This window comes from Microbacterium arabinogalactanolyticum (assembly GCF_030268005.1).
Classification (GTDB): domain Bacteria; phylum Actinomycetota; class Actinomycetes; order Actinomycetales; family Microbacteriaceae; genus Microbacterium; species Microbacterium arabinogalactanolyticum.
Genome location: NZ_BRZC01000007.1, coordinates 395008 through 409033, shown reverse-complemented (window position 1 = coordinate 409033; position 14026 = coordinate 395008). Strand labels below are relative to the sequence as shown.

The following is a 14026-nucleotide window of genomic DNA, read 5'->3' as shown; positions in this document are numbered from 1 at the left end:
CGGTTCGTCGAAGCCTCCGGCCATTCATAGGATGGTTCGTGTGAAGCCGTTCGTGAGGGGAAACCGCAAGGTGCTCGCGGCGGTGGGTGCCATCGTCCTGGTGGCCGTCGCGACCTGGGCGGCGTACACGTTCGCGTACACCGCCGACCAGATGGACTGGGACTGCGGCGGCGGAAGCTGCGCGACGAATGACCCGCGGTCGTTCGCCATGCCGCTGGCTCTGCTGGGAACGGTCGGCGCGGTGCTGCTCAGCGGATACGCGGTCGGTCTGATCGGACCCGCGATCACGATCGCCCTGCCGGCCTGGTTCTTCCGGATGGGTGTGCTCGACGCCGTCGAGGCGGGCTTCTCACCGGAGGGCTCGGTGACCGCGCCGATGGTCGTGACGACGATCGCGCTGATCGTGGCCGCGCTGTGCGCCGTGGCCTGGATCCCGATGCTCCTCGGGGATCTGCGCGTGCGCCGCAGGGTGAGGGAGCGCGAGCGCTCCACCGCGTGAGAGACCGGCCCTGCGGCGGGATGGCCTCGGCCCGAGGGGCCTCAGTCGGACAGGGCGAGGGCGCGGAACATGTCGCGCTCGCGCAGGGCATCCCGGCGGTTGGGCGCGATGGGACCGCGCGCAGGAGGCGTCTGGCCGGTCGTACGGTGGTACAGCTCGTCGATCAGGCGGTTGGCGAGCCCCACGAGGCGGCCGATCTCCTTGTCGTCGCGTTCGATCCACACGCTCTTGGGCTCGTCGTGGATCGGCTGGAAGTCGACGTGCTCCTCCCAGACGAACAGCGTCCGCTCGGCCCCGAGCACGTACTGCTGCCACCACACCTGGCGCAGATAGGTGCGCGGGATGGTGGCCCAGGACTTGTTGGTGGTCTTGATCTCGGCGAGCAGCACGCGGCCCTCCCCGTCGACGCAGACGCCGTCGGGCGTGGCGAGGTGGCGCTGCTCGATCTCGGCGCGGAACAGGGCGGAGGAGGGCAGGATGCCGTGGGTCGCCGCGACCCAGGCGGCGATCTCCGGCTCGCGGCGACGGCCGTGATCGGTGTAGGCGTTCCCCCCGAAGCGCGGACCGTGCCCGAGCTTGGCATCCGCCGCACGGATGATGGAGGCCTCTCCGGAGAGACCCGCGACGTCGGTCGCGGTGATCCCGCGCGCCCGTGCCCGAAGCCACGCGACCCGATCGCGGGAGTCCGCGATGATGCGCGCTTCGAGTTCCGGTGTCACCCTTCGACCCTACGCCCCGCCTCCCACCCTCCCCGCACTCCCACGCCGCCTTCGCGTCGGCTCGCGCCATCCTCCCGTGCCGCTCCCCGGTGCTGTCTCTCGTTTCGTCCTCGCCCCTGTTCAGCTACTTCGCCCCTGCTCAGTTACGTGAACGAGCAGGGGCGAGGTAGCCCAGCAGGGGCGAGGATGCAGGTAGGAGGTGGGGGAGCGGGTGGATTTGGGGGAGAGGGGCGGATGCCGTAAGCTGGGGGCAACCGAAGACCGCCGGTCATCGTCGTGCGCGAGCACGAGGATCGAAGCACTGCTCAGCAGGGGCCCGCGCAGGTGACACAGAGGGTTTCACGCTCCGTGCGCTTGCGCCGGGGCGTTTTTGCTTTTCATGCGGGCGGTCGAGGTCGATGCCACGCAGCCGCGCGGCATCCGTACACGTAAGGAGTGACCATGGCGCAGAAGGATGCAACGGTTGCCGAGCTCACGAAGAACTTCGAGAACTCGAACGCCGTCCTGCTGACCGAGTACCGCGGTCTGACGGTTGCCCAGCTCAAGCAGCTGCGCAACGACATCCGTCAGGACGCGGAATACGCCGTGGTGAAGAACACGCTGACCAAGATCGCCGCCAACAACGCGGGGATCACGACGCTGGACGACGACCTCAAGGGTCCGTCGGCCGTCGCGTTCGTGCACGGTGACTTCGTCGCCACTGCCAAGGCCATGCGTGACTTCGCCAAGGCCAACCCGCTTCTCGTGATCAAGGGCGGCGTCTTCGAGGGCAAGACCCTCGACGCCGACGAGGTCAACAAGTACGCCTCGCTCGAGAGCCGTGAGGTTCTGCTGGCGAAGGCAGCGGGCATGATGAAGGCGACGATGGGCAAGGCTGCCGCCACCATCGACGCTCTTCGCGAAAAGCTGGAGACCGCCGAGGCCGCGTAAGCGACCTGCGTTCTTTCACCCAAACCCCATTTATTAGGAGATACATCATGGCGAAGCTTTCCACCGAGGAGCTGCTTGAGCAGTTCGCTGGTCTGACCCTTGTCGAGCTCAGCGAGTTCGTGAAGGCGTTCGAGGAGAAGTTCGACGTCACCGCTGCTGCCCCCGTCGCCGTCGCCGGCGCTGCTGGTGGCGCTGGTGCGGCCGAGGCCGAGGAGGAGAAGGACTCGTTCGACGTCATCCTCGAGGCTGCCGGCGACAAGAAGATCCAGGTCATCAAGACGGTCCGCGAGCTCACCTCGCTGGGCCTCGGCGAGGCCAAGGCTGTCGTCGACGGCGCGCCGAAGGCCGTCCTCGAGGGCGCCAACAAGGAGACCGCTGACAAGGCGAAGGAGGCCCTGGAGGCCGCCGGCGCCACGGTCACCCTCAAGTAATTCTGTCTGGACGACGCGCGAAGCGCATCGTCCCGCGCTTCACAGCGCTCGGAGGGCCTCGGGATTCGTCCCGGGGCCCTCTGTCATGTGCGCGACGCTATGTCCGCGGCGCGGCGGTCGACGCACGCACCACGAGCTCGGACGGGAGCACGCGCCGCTCGGGGACGGCGTCCGGCGCCTCCATGCGCTGGCGCAGCAGGTCGACCGCCGCGCGCCCCTGCACCCGCGGCTGCTGCCGCACGGTGGTGAGGGCGAACATCTCGGCGTGCTCGTGGTCGTCGATCCCGACGATGCTCAGCTCGGCAGGGACCGACAGGCCGAGCCTTCGTGCGCCGATCACGCCGCCGATCGCAGCCTCGTCGCAGACCGCCACGAGGGCCGTCGGCCGGTTCTGTCTGTCGCCGAGGATCCGCACACCCGCCTCGTATCCGCCGGGCATGGTCGGCGCGCCGTCGGCATGCCGGATGAACTCGGCGAGCCCCGCGGCGTTCATGGCCTCGCGATAGCCGGACCGGCGCTGCTCGTCGCCGAAGGCGTGGGTCGCGGCATCCGCCCTGCCACCGAGGAAGGCGATGTCGCGGTGGCCGAGGTCGATCAGGTGCTCGGTGGCGATCCGCGCCGCGGCTGCGTCGTCGATCGAGACGGCGCTGGTGTCCTCGCTGTAGGCGCCGACGCTGACCAGGGGCGACTCCACCTGGATCAGGCGTTCCAGCTCGTGGGCGCTGGGCTGGATGCCCACCGCGATGATGCCGTCCAGCCGGCGCCGGGGGAGCACCTCCTCGAAGAGCCGCGCGCGCTCGGCGGTGCCCTCCTGGATGCCGTAGAGCACGAGGTCCTGGCCGGAGGCGAGCAATCCCTCCTGAATGCCCGCGAGCAGCTCGGCGAAGAACCAGCGATCCAGCGCGGGCATGATCACGCCGACGGAGAGCGAGCGCCCGGTCGCCAGGCTTGTCGCCGAGGAATGCGCCACGTACGCGAGCTCGGACGCCGCGGCCTGCACGCGCGCGCGGGTCTCCTGCGACACGTAGCCGCCGCCGCTCAGCGCGCGGCTCGCGGTCGCCTTCGAGACGCCGGCGCGTGCGGCGACATCGGCGATCGTGCTCATCATTCCTCCGAATCGGATGCCCGGTCGGGCGTCCGGGGTGGGCTCACGACAGCGTATCCGGATGCCGCGTCGAAAGGAACCGGTTCCACACGATAGGCTATGGGAGCGCTCCCACGCGACGCATCACGTCTCCACAACGGTTGTGAAGATCTCTGTGCGTGGCGTTGTGCAAGGGCGCTCAGGGCAAGTAGGTTGTCCTGGAATCGGTTCCTCAAAGGCTGCGGAGATCGCAGCCTGAGGGCCGGGATCCACCCGAATGAGGAGAAAACACATGGCTCTGTCACAGCGATACCGCCTACTTGCTCCCCTCGCTCTGGTCGGTGCGGCTGCGATCGCACTGACCGGATGCGCGGAGGCGACGCCGGGCGGCGGGAACGGCGGCTCGGAGGGCAAGACCACGGTCCGCATCTCCGGCGGCATCACCGGCTCCGAGGCCGACGACCTCAACAAGACCTTCGCGCAGTTCACCAAGGACACCGGTATCAAGGTCGAGTACACCGGTGACAAGAGCTTCGAGGGCAACATCGTCACCAAGGTCACCGGTGGCGACGCGCCTGACATCGCGATCGTCCCGCAGCCGGGTCTGCTGAAGTCCCTCGTCGAGACCGGCAAGGTGCAGAAGGCTCCGGAGGGGGTGTCGAAGGCGGTCGACGAGAACTGGTCGAAGGACTGGAAGAACTACGGCACGATCGACGGCACGTTCTACTCCGCGCCGATGCTCGCCAACCTCAAGGGCTACATCTGGTACTCGCCGGCGAAGTTCAAGGAGTGGGGCGTCGAGGTCCCCAAGACCTGGGACGACATGATCAAGCTCACAGACACCATCCGGTCCAAGACCGGCACGGCGCCCTGGTGCGCGGGCTTCGCGTCGGGTGACGCCTCGGGCTGGCCGGGAACCGACTGGGTCGAGGACCTCGTCCTCCGCCAGTCCGGCGCCGACGTCTACGACAAGTGGGTCGCCGGTGACGTGAAGTTCACCGACCCGCAGATCAAGGACGCCTTCGAGGCGGTCGGCTCCATCCTGAAGAACCCGGACTACGTGAACGCCGGCTTCGGTGACGTGAAGAGCATCAACTCGACCGCGTTCGGCGACGTCGCCGCCAAGGTCGCGGACGGCAGCTGCGCGCTCACGCACCAGGCGTCGTTCCTGTCGGCGAACTTCCTCGACGTGAAGAACGCCGCGGGTCAGACCCCGAAGGTCGCGCCCGACGGCGACGTGTACGCGTTCATCATGCCCGGCACCAAGGAGGGCGAGCTCAACGTCGAGGGTGGCGGCGAGTTCGTCGCCGGCTTCAACGCGGACAAGTCCACCGTCAAGGTGCTCGAGTTCATGGCATCGCCCGAGTTCGCTGACGCCCGCGTCAAGCTCGGCGGTGTGATCTCCGCGAACAAGAAGGCCGACCCCAGCCTGGCGTCGAGCGAGTTCCTGCAGGATGCCATGAAGATCATGCAGGACGACAAGACGACCTTCCGCTTCGACGGCTCCGACGCGATGCCCGCGACCGTCGGCTCCGGCTCGTTCTGGAAGGGCATGGTCGACTGGATCGACGGCAAGTCGACCGACCAGGTGCTCAGCGACATCCAGGCCGGTTACAACAACTGATCGGTCGCGCTAGTCTGAGCGCAACCTGCTGACGGGTGCGGGGAAGGGCGGAGACGCCCGGCCCCGCACCCGCCTCACAGAAGGGGAATCCATGTCGCAAGTGATCGTCGAAGACGAGGATCAGGGAACAGGCGAGCTGCCGCAGACCACGCACGGCACAGACCGACGAGGACGCGCGATCACCCGCACGCTCGTCGTGGTCGGTTTCGCGCTGATCGTCGCCCTCTTCTTCCTGCTGCTGTTCTCAACACCCGTGGAGAATGCCTCGCGCATCGCGCTGGGGCCGGTCTCGCTGAACACGTTCTTCATGTGGCTGGGCGGTCTGCACCCGTTGCTGCAGATACCGGTCGTCCTGCTCGCCTTCGGCGTCGTCGTGGCGATCGTGCTGGTGCTCATCGAGTACGCCCCGCGTCCCGGCAAGGGCTATTTCATCATGCGGCTCGTGGCCTGCCTGGTGATCCCGGTGCTCGCGTTCATGCTGCTGCGGCCGTACTCGAACGCTGTGCTCTACGTCGTCGGAATCGCGCTGGTCTCCGGCGCACTGCTGTTCTTCGCCGACTACCGATCGCGCCAGGGTGCCGGCTACCTGTTCCAGCTCATCCTCTTCATGGCACCCGCAGCGATCATGCTGCTGATGGGCCTGATCTACCCGGCCGTGGCGACCTTCTTCAAGTCCTTCTTCGACAAGACGGGCAAGGAGTTCGTCGGATTCGAGAACTACGTCTGGGTGTTCACGAACCCGGTCGGCACGTGGTCCGTGATCAACACCCTCATCTGGGCGCTGCTGGCCCCGACCATCTCGGTGGCCTTCGGGCTGGCCTACGCCGTCTTCATCGACCGCGCCCGCGGCGAGAAGGTGCTGAAGGTCCTCGTGTTCATGCCGGTCGCGATCTCGTTCGTGGGCGCCGGCATCATCTGGAAGTTCATGTACGACTACCGGCAGGGCGACCAGCTCGGCCTGCTGAACGCGATCGTGACGATGTTCGGCGGCGACCCCGTGAACTGGCTGGCGGTCAAGCCGCTGCTCAACACGATCATGCTGCTGATCGTCTTCATCTGGACCCAGACCGGGTTCGCGATGGTGATCCTCTCCGCCGCGATCAAGGCCGTTCCCGCCGAGCAGCTCGAGGCTGCTGAGCTCGACGGCACGAACGCGTGGCAGCGGTTCACGAATGTCACGGTCCCGGGCATCCGCTCCTCGCTGATCGTCGTGCTGACGACCATCACGATCATGTCGCTGAAGGTGTACGACATCGTCGCGGTGATGACCGGCGGTCGCGACGACACCACCGTGCTCGGCTTCGAGATGGTCAACCAGCAGCAGCGCTTCCAGAGCTACGGGCACTCCTCGGCGCTCGCCGTCGTGCTGTTCATCTTCGTGCTGCCGCTGATCATCTACAACGCCCGATCCATGGCCAAGCAGAGGGAGATCCGCTGATGAGCGTCACCGAAGCCATCGTCCGCGACACCCGCAGCAAGCGTCAGGTCGCCCGCGACACGCGCCGCAACGAGGCCATCGCCCACAAGAAGCTCACCTCGAAGGGCGCGACGATCGCGGCCGTGATCATCGCCTTCTTCTGGACGATCCCCACGTTCGGCCTGTTCGTGACCTCCTTCCGTCCCGGCGCCGACACGCAGTCCACGGGCTGGTGGACCGTCTTCACCGACCCGAAGTTCACCCTGGACAACTACGTGCAGGCGCTCAACGCGGGTGGCACGTCGACCACGCTGGCGACGGCGTTCGTGAACTCGCTCGCGATCACGATCCCCGCCACCGTGTTCCCGATCGTGATCGCCTCGCTGGCCGCCTACGCGTTCGCGTGGATCGACTTCAAGGGCCGCAACCTGCTGTTCGTGTTCGTGTTCGCGCTGCAGATCGTGCCGCTGCAGATGGCCCTGGTGCCGCTGCTGAGCCTGTTCTCCAACGGGCTGACGATCGGCGATGTGGCGGTCTTCCCGGGCTTCACGCTGAACGACCTGGACTACAGCTTCGCCCGGGTGTGGATCGCGCACGCGATCTTCGCCCTGCCGCTGGCGACGTTCATGCTGCACAACTTCATCGCCGAGATCCCGGGGGACATCGTCGAGGCGGCTCGAGTGGACGGCGCGGGTCACGGCCAGGTGTTCTTCCGCATCATCCTGCCGCTCGCGATGCCGGCCATCGCGTCGTTCGGCATCTTCCAGTTCCTGTGGGTGTGGAACGACCTGCTGGTCGCGACGATCTTCGCCTCGCCCGGCGCGCTGCCGATCACCCAGGCGCTGAACTCGCTGTCGGGCACGTGGGGCAACCGCTGGTTCCTGCAGTCGGCGGGCACGCTGATCGCGATCGTCGTGCCGCTGATCGTGTTCTTCGCGCTGCAGCGCTTCTTCGTGCGCGGTCTGCTGGCCGGCGCGACCAAGGGCTGACCGGACGGAAGCCGGATGCCGCACGTGCGGCCTGCGCGGACACACAGCCCGCGCAGGCTGAAACACAAGCGGCATCCGGCTTCCGTGCATCTACCGTGGAGCGCATGCGCTATGCCGAGAACATCGTCGACCTGGTCGGCGACACGCCCCTGGTCAGGCTCAACCGGGTGACCTCCGGAATCGCCTGCACCGTCCTGGTCAAGCTCGAGTACCTGAACCCCGGCGGCTCCGCCAAGGACCGCATCGCCAGTCGCATCATCGACGCGGCCGAGGCTGCCGGCGACCTGAAGCCGGGCGGCACGATCGTCGAGCCCACCAGCGGCAACACCGGCGTCGGGCTCGCACTGGTGGCGCAGCAGCGCGGCTACCGCTGCGTGTTCGTGGTGCCCGACAAGGTGGGTGCGGACAAGATCGACGTGCTGCGCGCCTACGGGGCCGAGGTCGTCGTGACGCCGACATCGGTCCCCGCCGACAGCCCCGAGTCGTACTACAGCGTCAGCGATCGGCTCGCCCGTGAGATCCCCGGCGCGTTCAAGCCCAACCAGTACGAGAACCCCAACGGGCCGCGCAGCCATTACGAGACCACAGGGCCCGAGATCTGGCGCGACACCGACGGCCAGATCACCCATTTCGTCGCCGGTGTCGGCACGGGCGGCACGATCAGCGGCACGGGACGATACCTGCGCGAGGTCTCGGACGACCGCGTGCGCGTGATCGGCGTCGACCCCGAGGGCAGCGTGTACTCCGGCGGGACCGGCCGGCCGTATCTCGTCGAGGGCGTGGGCGAGGACATCTGGCCCGGGGCCTACGACCCGCAGGTGCCGAACGAGATCGTCGCCGTCACGGATGCCGAGGCGTTCGCCATGACGCGCCGGCTCGCGCGCGAGGAGGGCATCCTCGTCGGCGGATCCAGCGGGATGGCGGTGGTCGGCGCCCTGCGGGTCGCGCGCGACCTGCCCGCGGATGCCGTGATGGTGGTGCTGCTGCCGGACGGCGGGCGGGGCTACCTGGGCAAGATCTTCAACGATTCGTGGATGCGATCCTACGGCTTCAGCGAGGTGGAGGCGGAGGAGACCGTCGCGGACGTGCTGGCCGCGCGCGACGTCGTGATCAAGCTCAAGCAGGAGACCCACCGAGCGATCCCCGCGCTGGTGCACACGCATCCGGACGAGACCGTGCTCGAGGCCATCGGAACCATGACCGAGTACGACGTCTCGCAGCTGCTGGTGCTCAGCGCCGAGCCGCCCGTGATGATGGGCGAGGTCGTCGGCGCCGTGGATGAGAAGGGGCTGCTCGACCTGCTGTTCCGGGGCGAGGCGCAGCCCGCCGACCCGGTGGGCATGCACGTGGGGGAGCGGCTGCCGCTCATCGGCATCCACACCCCGGTCGCGCAGGCGCGCAGCGCGCTCGCCGACGCGGACGCCCTGCTCGTCACGGTCGACGGACGCCCGCACACGGTGCTGACCCGTCAGGATCTGCTCGGATACCTGTCCCGCTGACGACATCCGGCTCCCTGGGCCTGCCGAAGGGTCGTCTCGCGACGTAACAGGACGGCGGATGCCCGGGTCGCCGGGCGTACGGTGAGCACACCGCCCCACACGACTGAGGAGAGTCATGACCGACCGCGCCTTCGCCACCCGAGCCATCCACGCGGGTCAGGAGCCCGACCCGACGACCGGCGCGATCATCCCGCCGATCTACCAGGCGTCCACGCACGTGCAGGACGGCATCGGCGGCTTCCGGGAGGGCTACGAGTACAACCGCGCGGGAAACCCCACGCGCTCGTCGCTCGAGACGCAGCTCGCGGCTCTGGAGGGCGGCGCCTCGGCGCTGTCGTTCTCGTCGGGGCTCGCCGCCGAGGATGCGCTGCTGCGCGGCATCCTGCGCCCCGGCGACCACGTGCTGCTCGGCAACGACGTGTACGGCGGCACCTACCGCCTGCTCACGAAGGTGCTGGCGCCCTGGGGCATCGAGACCACCACGGTGGAGCTGCAGGACGCGGATGCCATCCGTGCGGCGCTGCGGCCCGAGACGAGGATCGTGTGGCTGGAGACCCCCAGCAACCCGCTGCTGAAGATCGTCGACATCGCGGTGGTCGCGGAGATCGCACACGCCGCCGGTGCGGTGCTGGTCGTGGACAACACGTTCGCCTCGCCGGCGCTGCAGCAGCCGCTCGCGCTCGGGGCCGACATCGTGGTGCACTCGACCACCAAGTACCTCGGCGGGCACTCCGACGTGCTCGGAGGGGCGGTGGTGCTGCGTGACGACAGGTTCGAGGAGGCGGTCCGATTCCAGCAGTTCGCCGTGGGCGCGGTGTCCGCACCCCTGGATGCCTGGCTCACGACGCGCGGCATCAAGACGCTCGCCGTGCGGGTGCGTCAGCACAGCGAGAACGCGCAGGCGATCGCCGAGTGGGCAGCGGCGCGGCCGGAGTTCTCCGAGGTCTATCACCCCGGACTCGCCTCGCACCCCGGCCACGAGATCGCCGCACGCCAGATGAGCGGCTTCGGCGGGATGCTGTCACTGGGCCTTTCCGGAGGGCCCTCCGCAGCGCGCGCGTTCGCCGAATCGACCACGCTGTTCCAGCTCGCGGAGTCGCTCGGCGGCGTGGAGTCGCTGATCGGCTACCCGCCCGAGATGACCCACGCCTCGGTGCGCGGCACCGCGCTCGCCGTCCCCGAGAACGTGGTGCGGCTGTCCGTCGGGATCGAGGACGTCGCCGACCTCATCTCCGACCTGGAGGAGGGTCTGGCCCGCGTCGCCGCACGCTGAGGCTGCCCTGCGCGGAGTCCGCGGCAGGTTGTGCGGGCGAGTAACATTGAGGACTTCCCCTGCGTCGAATCGATTCGAGCGCAGCATCCGCTCCTCCCTCGAAAGTTCCCCGTGAGCGACGATCGCACTCCCACCGGCAGCATCCGGGCCATCACCGGAACCATCCGCACCTCCACGCCGACCGGCGCGATCCGCACACTCGGGGCGAACCCGGCGACCGCGCCGATCATGCTGCACCCGGGCGACGCGATCTCCACCGGACGCCGGGTGCTCTACATCCTGCTTCTCGGCGCGCTCACGGCGCTCGGGCCGTTCACGATCGACCTGTACCTGCCGGCGTTCCCGCAGCTGGAGGCGGACTTCTCGACCTCGGCCGCGATGATCCAGCTGACCCTCACCGGCACCATGATCGGCTTCGCGATCGGTCAACTGATCGTCGGACCGCTCAGCGACAAGGTCGGACGCCGGGTGCCGCTGATCGTGGTGACCGCACTGCATGTGCTCGCCAGCATCGCCGCCGCCATCGCGCCGGATCTGATCCTGCTGGGTGCGGCGCGCGTGGTGATGGGCATCGGCGCTGCTGCCGGCGGCGTGGTGGCCATGGCGATCGTGCGCGACCTGTTCGGCGGGCGGCGCCTGGTCGTGATGCTCTCGCGCCTGTCGCTGGTCTCGGGCGTCGCGCCCGTGGTCGCACCGATCATCGGCTCGGGGCTGCTGACGGTCATGCCGTGGCGGGGCATCTTCGTGGTCCTGGCCGGCTACGGCGCCGTGATGCTGCTCGCAGCGATCCTGCTGCTGCCCGAGACGCTGCCGAAGGCGCGCCGGCAGGAGCGGGGGTCCAGCACCGTGCTGCAGCGCTACCGCAGCGTGTTCTCCGACCGGGTGTTCGTGGGCGTGCTGATCATCGGCGGCATGACGTTCTCCGGCCTGTTCTCGTACCTGTCGGCCTCGCCGGTCCTGTTCCAGCAGACGCACGGACTGAACCCCCAGGCCTACGGGCTGCTGTTCGCGGCGAACTCGCTCGGCGTGGTCGGCGGTGTGCAGGTGTCCGCGCGGCTGGCGGCGCGGTTCGGGCCGCAGTGGGTGATGGCGTTCTCGACGGCTCTGCTGCTGATCTCGGGCGCGACGATCATCGTGTGCGATCAGGTGGGTGCCGGGTTCTGGGGCACCGTCATCCCGTTGTGGCTGTTCATGACGGCCTGCGGATTCACGTTCCCCTGCGTGCAGGTGCTCGCGCTGGACCGGCACGGCAAGGCCGCCGGCACCGCCGCGTCCGTGCTGGGCGCGAGCAACAACGGCGTCGCCGCGATCATCTCGCCGGCCGTCGGGCTGATCTCGGCAGGGTCCGGCATCACGGCGACCACCATGGCGATCGTCATGGTGGGGTGCGCGGTGGTGGCGATCCTGTCGCTCTGGCTGATCGTGCGCCCGCGCACGGTCGCGATGCTCGCACCCTGACGCGCGTGATGCCGGGTCGATCGAGCCGGGCAGGCAGAATGGGACGATGACCAGGGCCAGGATGCTGATCGCGGTCGGCAGCATGCTCGCGGCCGCCGCCGTGCTCGGCTGGGCCGTCGTGGTGCTGCCCGGTAGCGCGGTGAACGGCCTGGATCAGGGATGGCACGACCTGATGGTCGAGGTCAGGCAGCCGTGGATGCTGGCGCTGTCGTACGTGCTGAACTACGTCGGCGGGGGATGGCGGGCGGGCGTCGTCGTGCCCCTGGTGCTGATCGGGATCCTCCTGCTGCTGCGACGCTGGCGGGCCGCGGTGCTCGCGGCTGCCGCCCTGCTGGTGAGCGTGGGACTCGCTCAGCTGATGAAGGCGCTGTTCGACCGTGCGCGACCGGAGGACATGCTCGTCGTCTCTGACCCCGGTTCATTCCCCTCCGGGCATACGACGAACGCCGCCACGCTCGCAGTGCTGCTGTACCTCGTCTGGCCTCGACGCTGGACGGCAGCGGTCGGAATCGGCTGGACCGTCGGCATGGCGCTGTCACGCACGATCCTCAGCGTTCACTGGCTCACCGACACCGTCGGCGGGATGCTGGTCGGCACAGCGGCCCCGCTGCTGGTCGCGGCGGTCGCGGGAGGCTGGGCCTCACTAGGCTGGGAACGTTCCGTGGCAGCAGCGGAGCTGAAGGAGTCCCCCGTGTCGAGCATCCGTCCTTACCGTCCCTCCGACCGTGACGCTCTGTACGAGGTGTGCGTGCGGACGGCGGATGTCGGCGGCGATGCGACCGGGATCCTGGAGGACGATCGTCTCTGGGGTGACATCTTCGCGGTGCCCTATGTGGAGCGGCATCCGGATCTGGCCTGGGTCGTGGAGTCCGCCGACGGACGAACCATCGGCTACATCGTCGCCACGTCCGACACCGAGGCGTTCGAGACATGGTTCCGCGACGAGTGGTGGCCGGGCGTCGCGGGCCGCTACCCGCTGTCGGGCGAGAGCGAGCCGACGCGACAGGACGCCATGATCGGGCTCGCGACCCGCCGGGCGCCGGGGCAGGCCGCCTACTCCGCCGAGTACCCCGCGCACCTGCACATCGATCTTCTGCCCGAGACGCAGGGTCAGGGGCTGGGGCGCCGGCTCATCGAGACGCTCTTCGACGAACTGCGCCGCCGCGGCGTGCCGGGCCTGCACCTGGGGATGAACCCCGCCAACGCGGCCGCCGGCGCGTTCTACGAGCGCCTGGGGATGACGCTGCTCGAGGTCACGCCCGACGCCGCGCACTACGGCATCCGCTTCGCCTGAGCGCAACGCCGTGCGCGAGTGCGCCGGTCCGGAAACGCCTGAGGGCCCCCACGTCGTGAGGGCCCTCGGGCGTTCTGGCGGTGACGGCGGGATTCGAACCCGCGGTTGCTTGCACAACACACGCTTTCCAAGCGTGCTCCTTCGGCCGCTCGGACACGTCACCAGGAAACAACCTGTCCATCCTATCCGATGCGGAACCCGCTCATGAACACAGTGGCTCTCACAGCAGCTGCTGGATGCGGTACGGCACCATCTCGCGCATCACCAGGCCCGTGCTGGTGCGCTTGACGCCGTCGACGCCGAGGATGCGGCCGGCGACCCGGTACAGGTCGTCGGCGTCTCGTGCGACGACCTGGATCATGAGGTCGGTGATCCCCGAGAGGCCGAGCACCTCGATCACCTCGGGGATCTCGGACAGCGCCTCACCGACCTGATCGAGCTTCCGCTGCGTGACCCGGGTGAGCACGTACGCGCTCAGCGGGTAGCCCAGCGCGGCCGGGGCGATGCGGCGCTGGAAGGAGCGCAGCGTCCCGTCCTCGTCGTATCGGGAGAGGCGTGAGCGGACGGTGTTGCGTGCGAGTCCCGCCGATTCGGCGAGGGCGACGATCGTCGCCCCCGGCGTGCGGATGAGCCGGCGCAGCAGCTCCCGGTCGGTGCGGTCAGCGGTTCTGGTGCTGGACACAGTGCTCATCATCCTGGCTCTCGATCGCGGGATTCTGCCCGTTCTGCTCAATATCGACGATCACTATTGTCCAACACGGTACCTCTTGCTCCAATGAGGGAAACATCTGCTTCATCTCCGGGCATCG

General features: G+C 68.5%; 13 protein-coding genes and 1 tRNA gene. 10 read left to right on the top strand and 4 right to left on the bottom strand.

The genetic code is table 11. The features are described from left to right. The first annotated feature begins 40 nt into the window (after positions 1–40). A complete protein-coding gene (locus tag MIAR_RS13450) occupies positions 41–499 on the top strand; it encodes a hypothetical protein (protein WP_285636863.1) in 459 nt (152 codons plus the stop codon). Between the two features lie 41 nt (positions 500–540). Here MIAR_RS13450 and MIAR_RS13445 read toward each other — a convergent pair whose 3' ends face one another. After that, positions 541–1218 carry a YqaJ viral recombinase family protein gene (locus MIAR_RS13445; RefSeq protein WP_285636860.1) on the bottom strand — a complete coding sequence of 226 codons (678 nt, stop codon included), beginning with the start codon at positions 1216–1218 and terminating at the stop codon, positions 541–543. A gap of 441 nt (positions 1219–1659) precedes the next feature. On the opposite strand from MIAR_RS13445, the gene rplJ reads away from it, so the two are divergent. Then, complete coding sequence (rplJ, locus tag MIAR_RS13440) at positions 1660–2148, top strand: 50S ribosomal protein L10 (protein ID WP_285636857.1); 489 nt, start codon at positions 1660–1662, stop codon at positions 2146–2148. Positions 2149–2195: 47 nt separating this feature from the next. Continuing rightward, positions 2196–2579 carry a 50S ribosomal protein L7/L12 gene (rplL, locus tag MIAR_RS13435; RefSeq protein ID WP_285636854.1) on the top strand — a complete coding sequence of 128 codons (384 nt, stop codon included), beginning with the start codon at positions 2196–2198 and terminating at the stop codon, positions 2577–2579. 97 nt (positions 2580–2676) lie between these two features. Here rplL and MIAR_RS13430 read toward each other — a convergent pair whose 3' ends face one another. After that, positions 2677–3684 (bottom strand): LacI family DNA-binding transcriptional regulator, encoded by a 1008-nt coding sequence (locus tag MIAR_RS13430; RefSeq protein ID WP_285636851.1) that lies wholly within the window; start codon positions 3682–3684, stop codon positions 2677–2679. Positions 3685–3955: 271 nt separating this feature from the next. Here MIAR_RS13430 and MIAR_RS13425 point away from each other — a divergent pair, with 271 nt between their 5' ends. The 7 genes from MIAR_RS13425 (at position 3956) to MIAR_RS17510 (ending at position 13217) form a co-directional block, all read left to right on the top strand. Further along, on the top strand, positions 3956–5287 hold the full coding sequence (locus tag MIAR_RS13425; RefSeq protein ID WP_285636847.1) for an ABC transporter substrate-binding protein: 1332 nt from the start codon (positions 3956–3958) through the stop codon (positions 5285–5287). Between the two features lie 91 nt (positions 5288–5378). Continuing rightward, the gene (locus tag MIAR_RS13420) at positions 5379–6725 is read left to right on the top strand and encodes a carbohydrate ABC transporter permease (RefSeq protein WP_285636844.1); all 1347 of its coding nucleotides are present in this window, start codon (positions 5379–5381) and stop codon (positions 6723–6725) included. Further along, positions 6725–7693 carry a carbohydrate ABC transporter permease gene (locus tag MIAR_RS13415; protein WP_285636841.1) on the top strand — a complete coding sequence of 323 codons (969 nt, stop codon included), beginning with the start codon at positions 6725–6727 and terminating at the stop codon, positions 7691–7693. Before MIAR_RS13420 ends, MIAR_RS13415 begins: the two co-directional genes overlap by 1 nt. A gap of 104 nt (positions 7694–7797) precedes the next feature. Beyond that, the gene (locus MIAR_RS13410; RefSeq protein WP_285636838.1) at positions 7798–9192 is read left to right on the top strand and encodes a cystathionine beta-synthase; all 1395 of its coding nucleotides are present in this window, start codon (positions 7798–7800) and stop codon (positions 9190–9192) included. Positions 9193–9307: 115 nt separating this feature from the next. Beyond that, on the top strand, positions 9308–10465 hold the full coding sequence (locus MIAR_RS13405) for a cystathionine gamma-synthase (RefSeq protein ID WP_285636835.1): 1158 nt from the start codon (positions 9308–9310) through the stop codon (positions 10463–10465). A gap of 228 nt (positions 10466–10693) precedes the next feature. Next, positions 10694–11923, top strand: a complete 1230-nt coding sequence (locus MIAR_RS13400) for a multidrug effflux MFS transporter (RefSeq protein ID WP_285638523.1) — start codon at positions 10694–10696, stop codon at positions 11921–11923. 46 nt (positions 11924–11969) lie between these two features. After that, positions 11970–13217 (top strand): GNAT family N-acetyltransferase, encoded by a 1248-nt coding sequence (locus tag MIAR_RS17510; protein ID WP_344289320.1) that lies wholly within the window; start codon positions 11970–11972, stop codon positions 13215–13217. A gap of 75 nt (positions 13218–13292) precedes the next feature. Here MIAR_RS17510 and MIAR_RS13385 read toward each other — a convergent pair. Beyond that, a tRNA-Ser gene (locus MIAR_RS13385) sits at positions 13293–13380 on the bottom strand. Between the two features lie 57 nt (positions 13381–13437). Next, entirely contained in the window at positions 13438–13908 is a 471-nt protein-coding gene (locus MIAR_RS13380; RefSeq protein ID WP_425561603.1) for an Lrp/AsnC family transcriptional regulator, read from the bottom strand. Between the last annotated feature and the right edge of the window lie 118 nt (positions 13909–14026).

Bases quoted from the DNA above. Each gene is read 5' to 3' on its own strand.
- rplJ (WP_285636857.1), top strand. From the start codon at position 1,660: ATGGCGCAGAAGGATGCAACGGTTGCCGAGCTCACGAAGAACTTCGAG.
- rplL (WP_285636854.1), top strand. From the start codon at position 2,196: ATGGCGAAGCTTTCCACCGAGGAGCTGCTTGAGCAGTTCGCTGGTCTG.
- MIAR_RS13430 (WP_285636851.1), bottom strand. From the start codon at position 3,684: ATGAGCACGATCGCCGATGTCGCCGCACGCGCCGGCGTCTCGAAGGCG.
- MIAR_RS13425 (WP_285636847.1), top strand. From the start codon at position 3,956: ATGGCTCTGTCACAGCGATACCGCCTACTTGCTCCCCTCGCTCTGGTC.
- MIAR_RS13420 (WP_285636844.1), top strand. From the start codon at position 5,379: ATGTCGCAAGTGATCGTCGAAGACGAGGATCAGGGAACAGGCGAGCTG.
- MIAR_RS13415 (WP_285636841.1), top strand. From the start codon at position 6,725: ATGAGCGTCACCGAAGCCATCGTCCGCGACACCCGCAGCAAGCGTCAG.
- MIAR_RS13410 (WP_285636838.1), top strand. From the start codon at position 7,798: ATGCGCTATGCCGAGAACATCGTCGACCTGGTCGGCGACACGCCCCTG.
- MIAR_RS13405 (WP_285636835.1), top strand. From the start codon at position 9,308: ATGACCGACCGCGCCTTCGCCACCCGAGCCATCCACGCGGGTCAGGAG.
- MIAR_RS13400 (WP_285638523.1), top strand. From the start codon at position 10,694: ATGCTGCACCCGGGCGACGCGATCTCCACCGGACGCCGGGTGCTCTAC.
- MIAR_RS17510 (WP_344289320.1), top strand. From the start codon at position 11,970: ATGACCAGGGCCAGGATGCTGATCGCGGTCGGCAGCATGCTCGCGGCC.
- MIAR_RS13380 (WP_425561603.1), bottom strand. From the start codon at position 13,908: ATGAGCACTGTGTCCAGCACCAGAACCGCTGACCGCACCGACCGGGAG.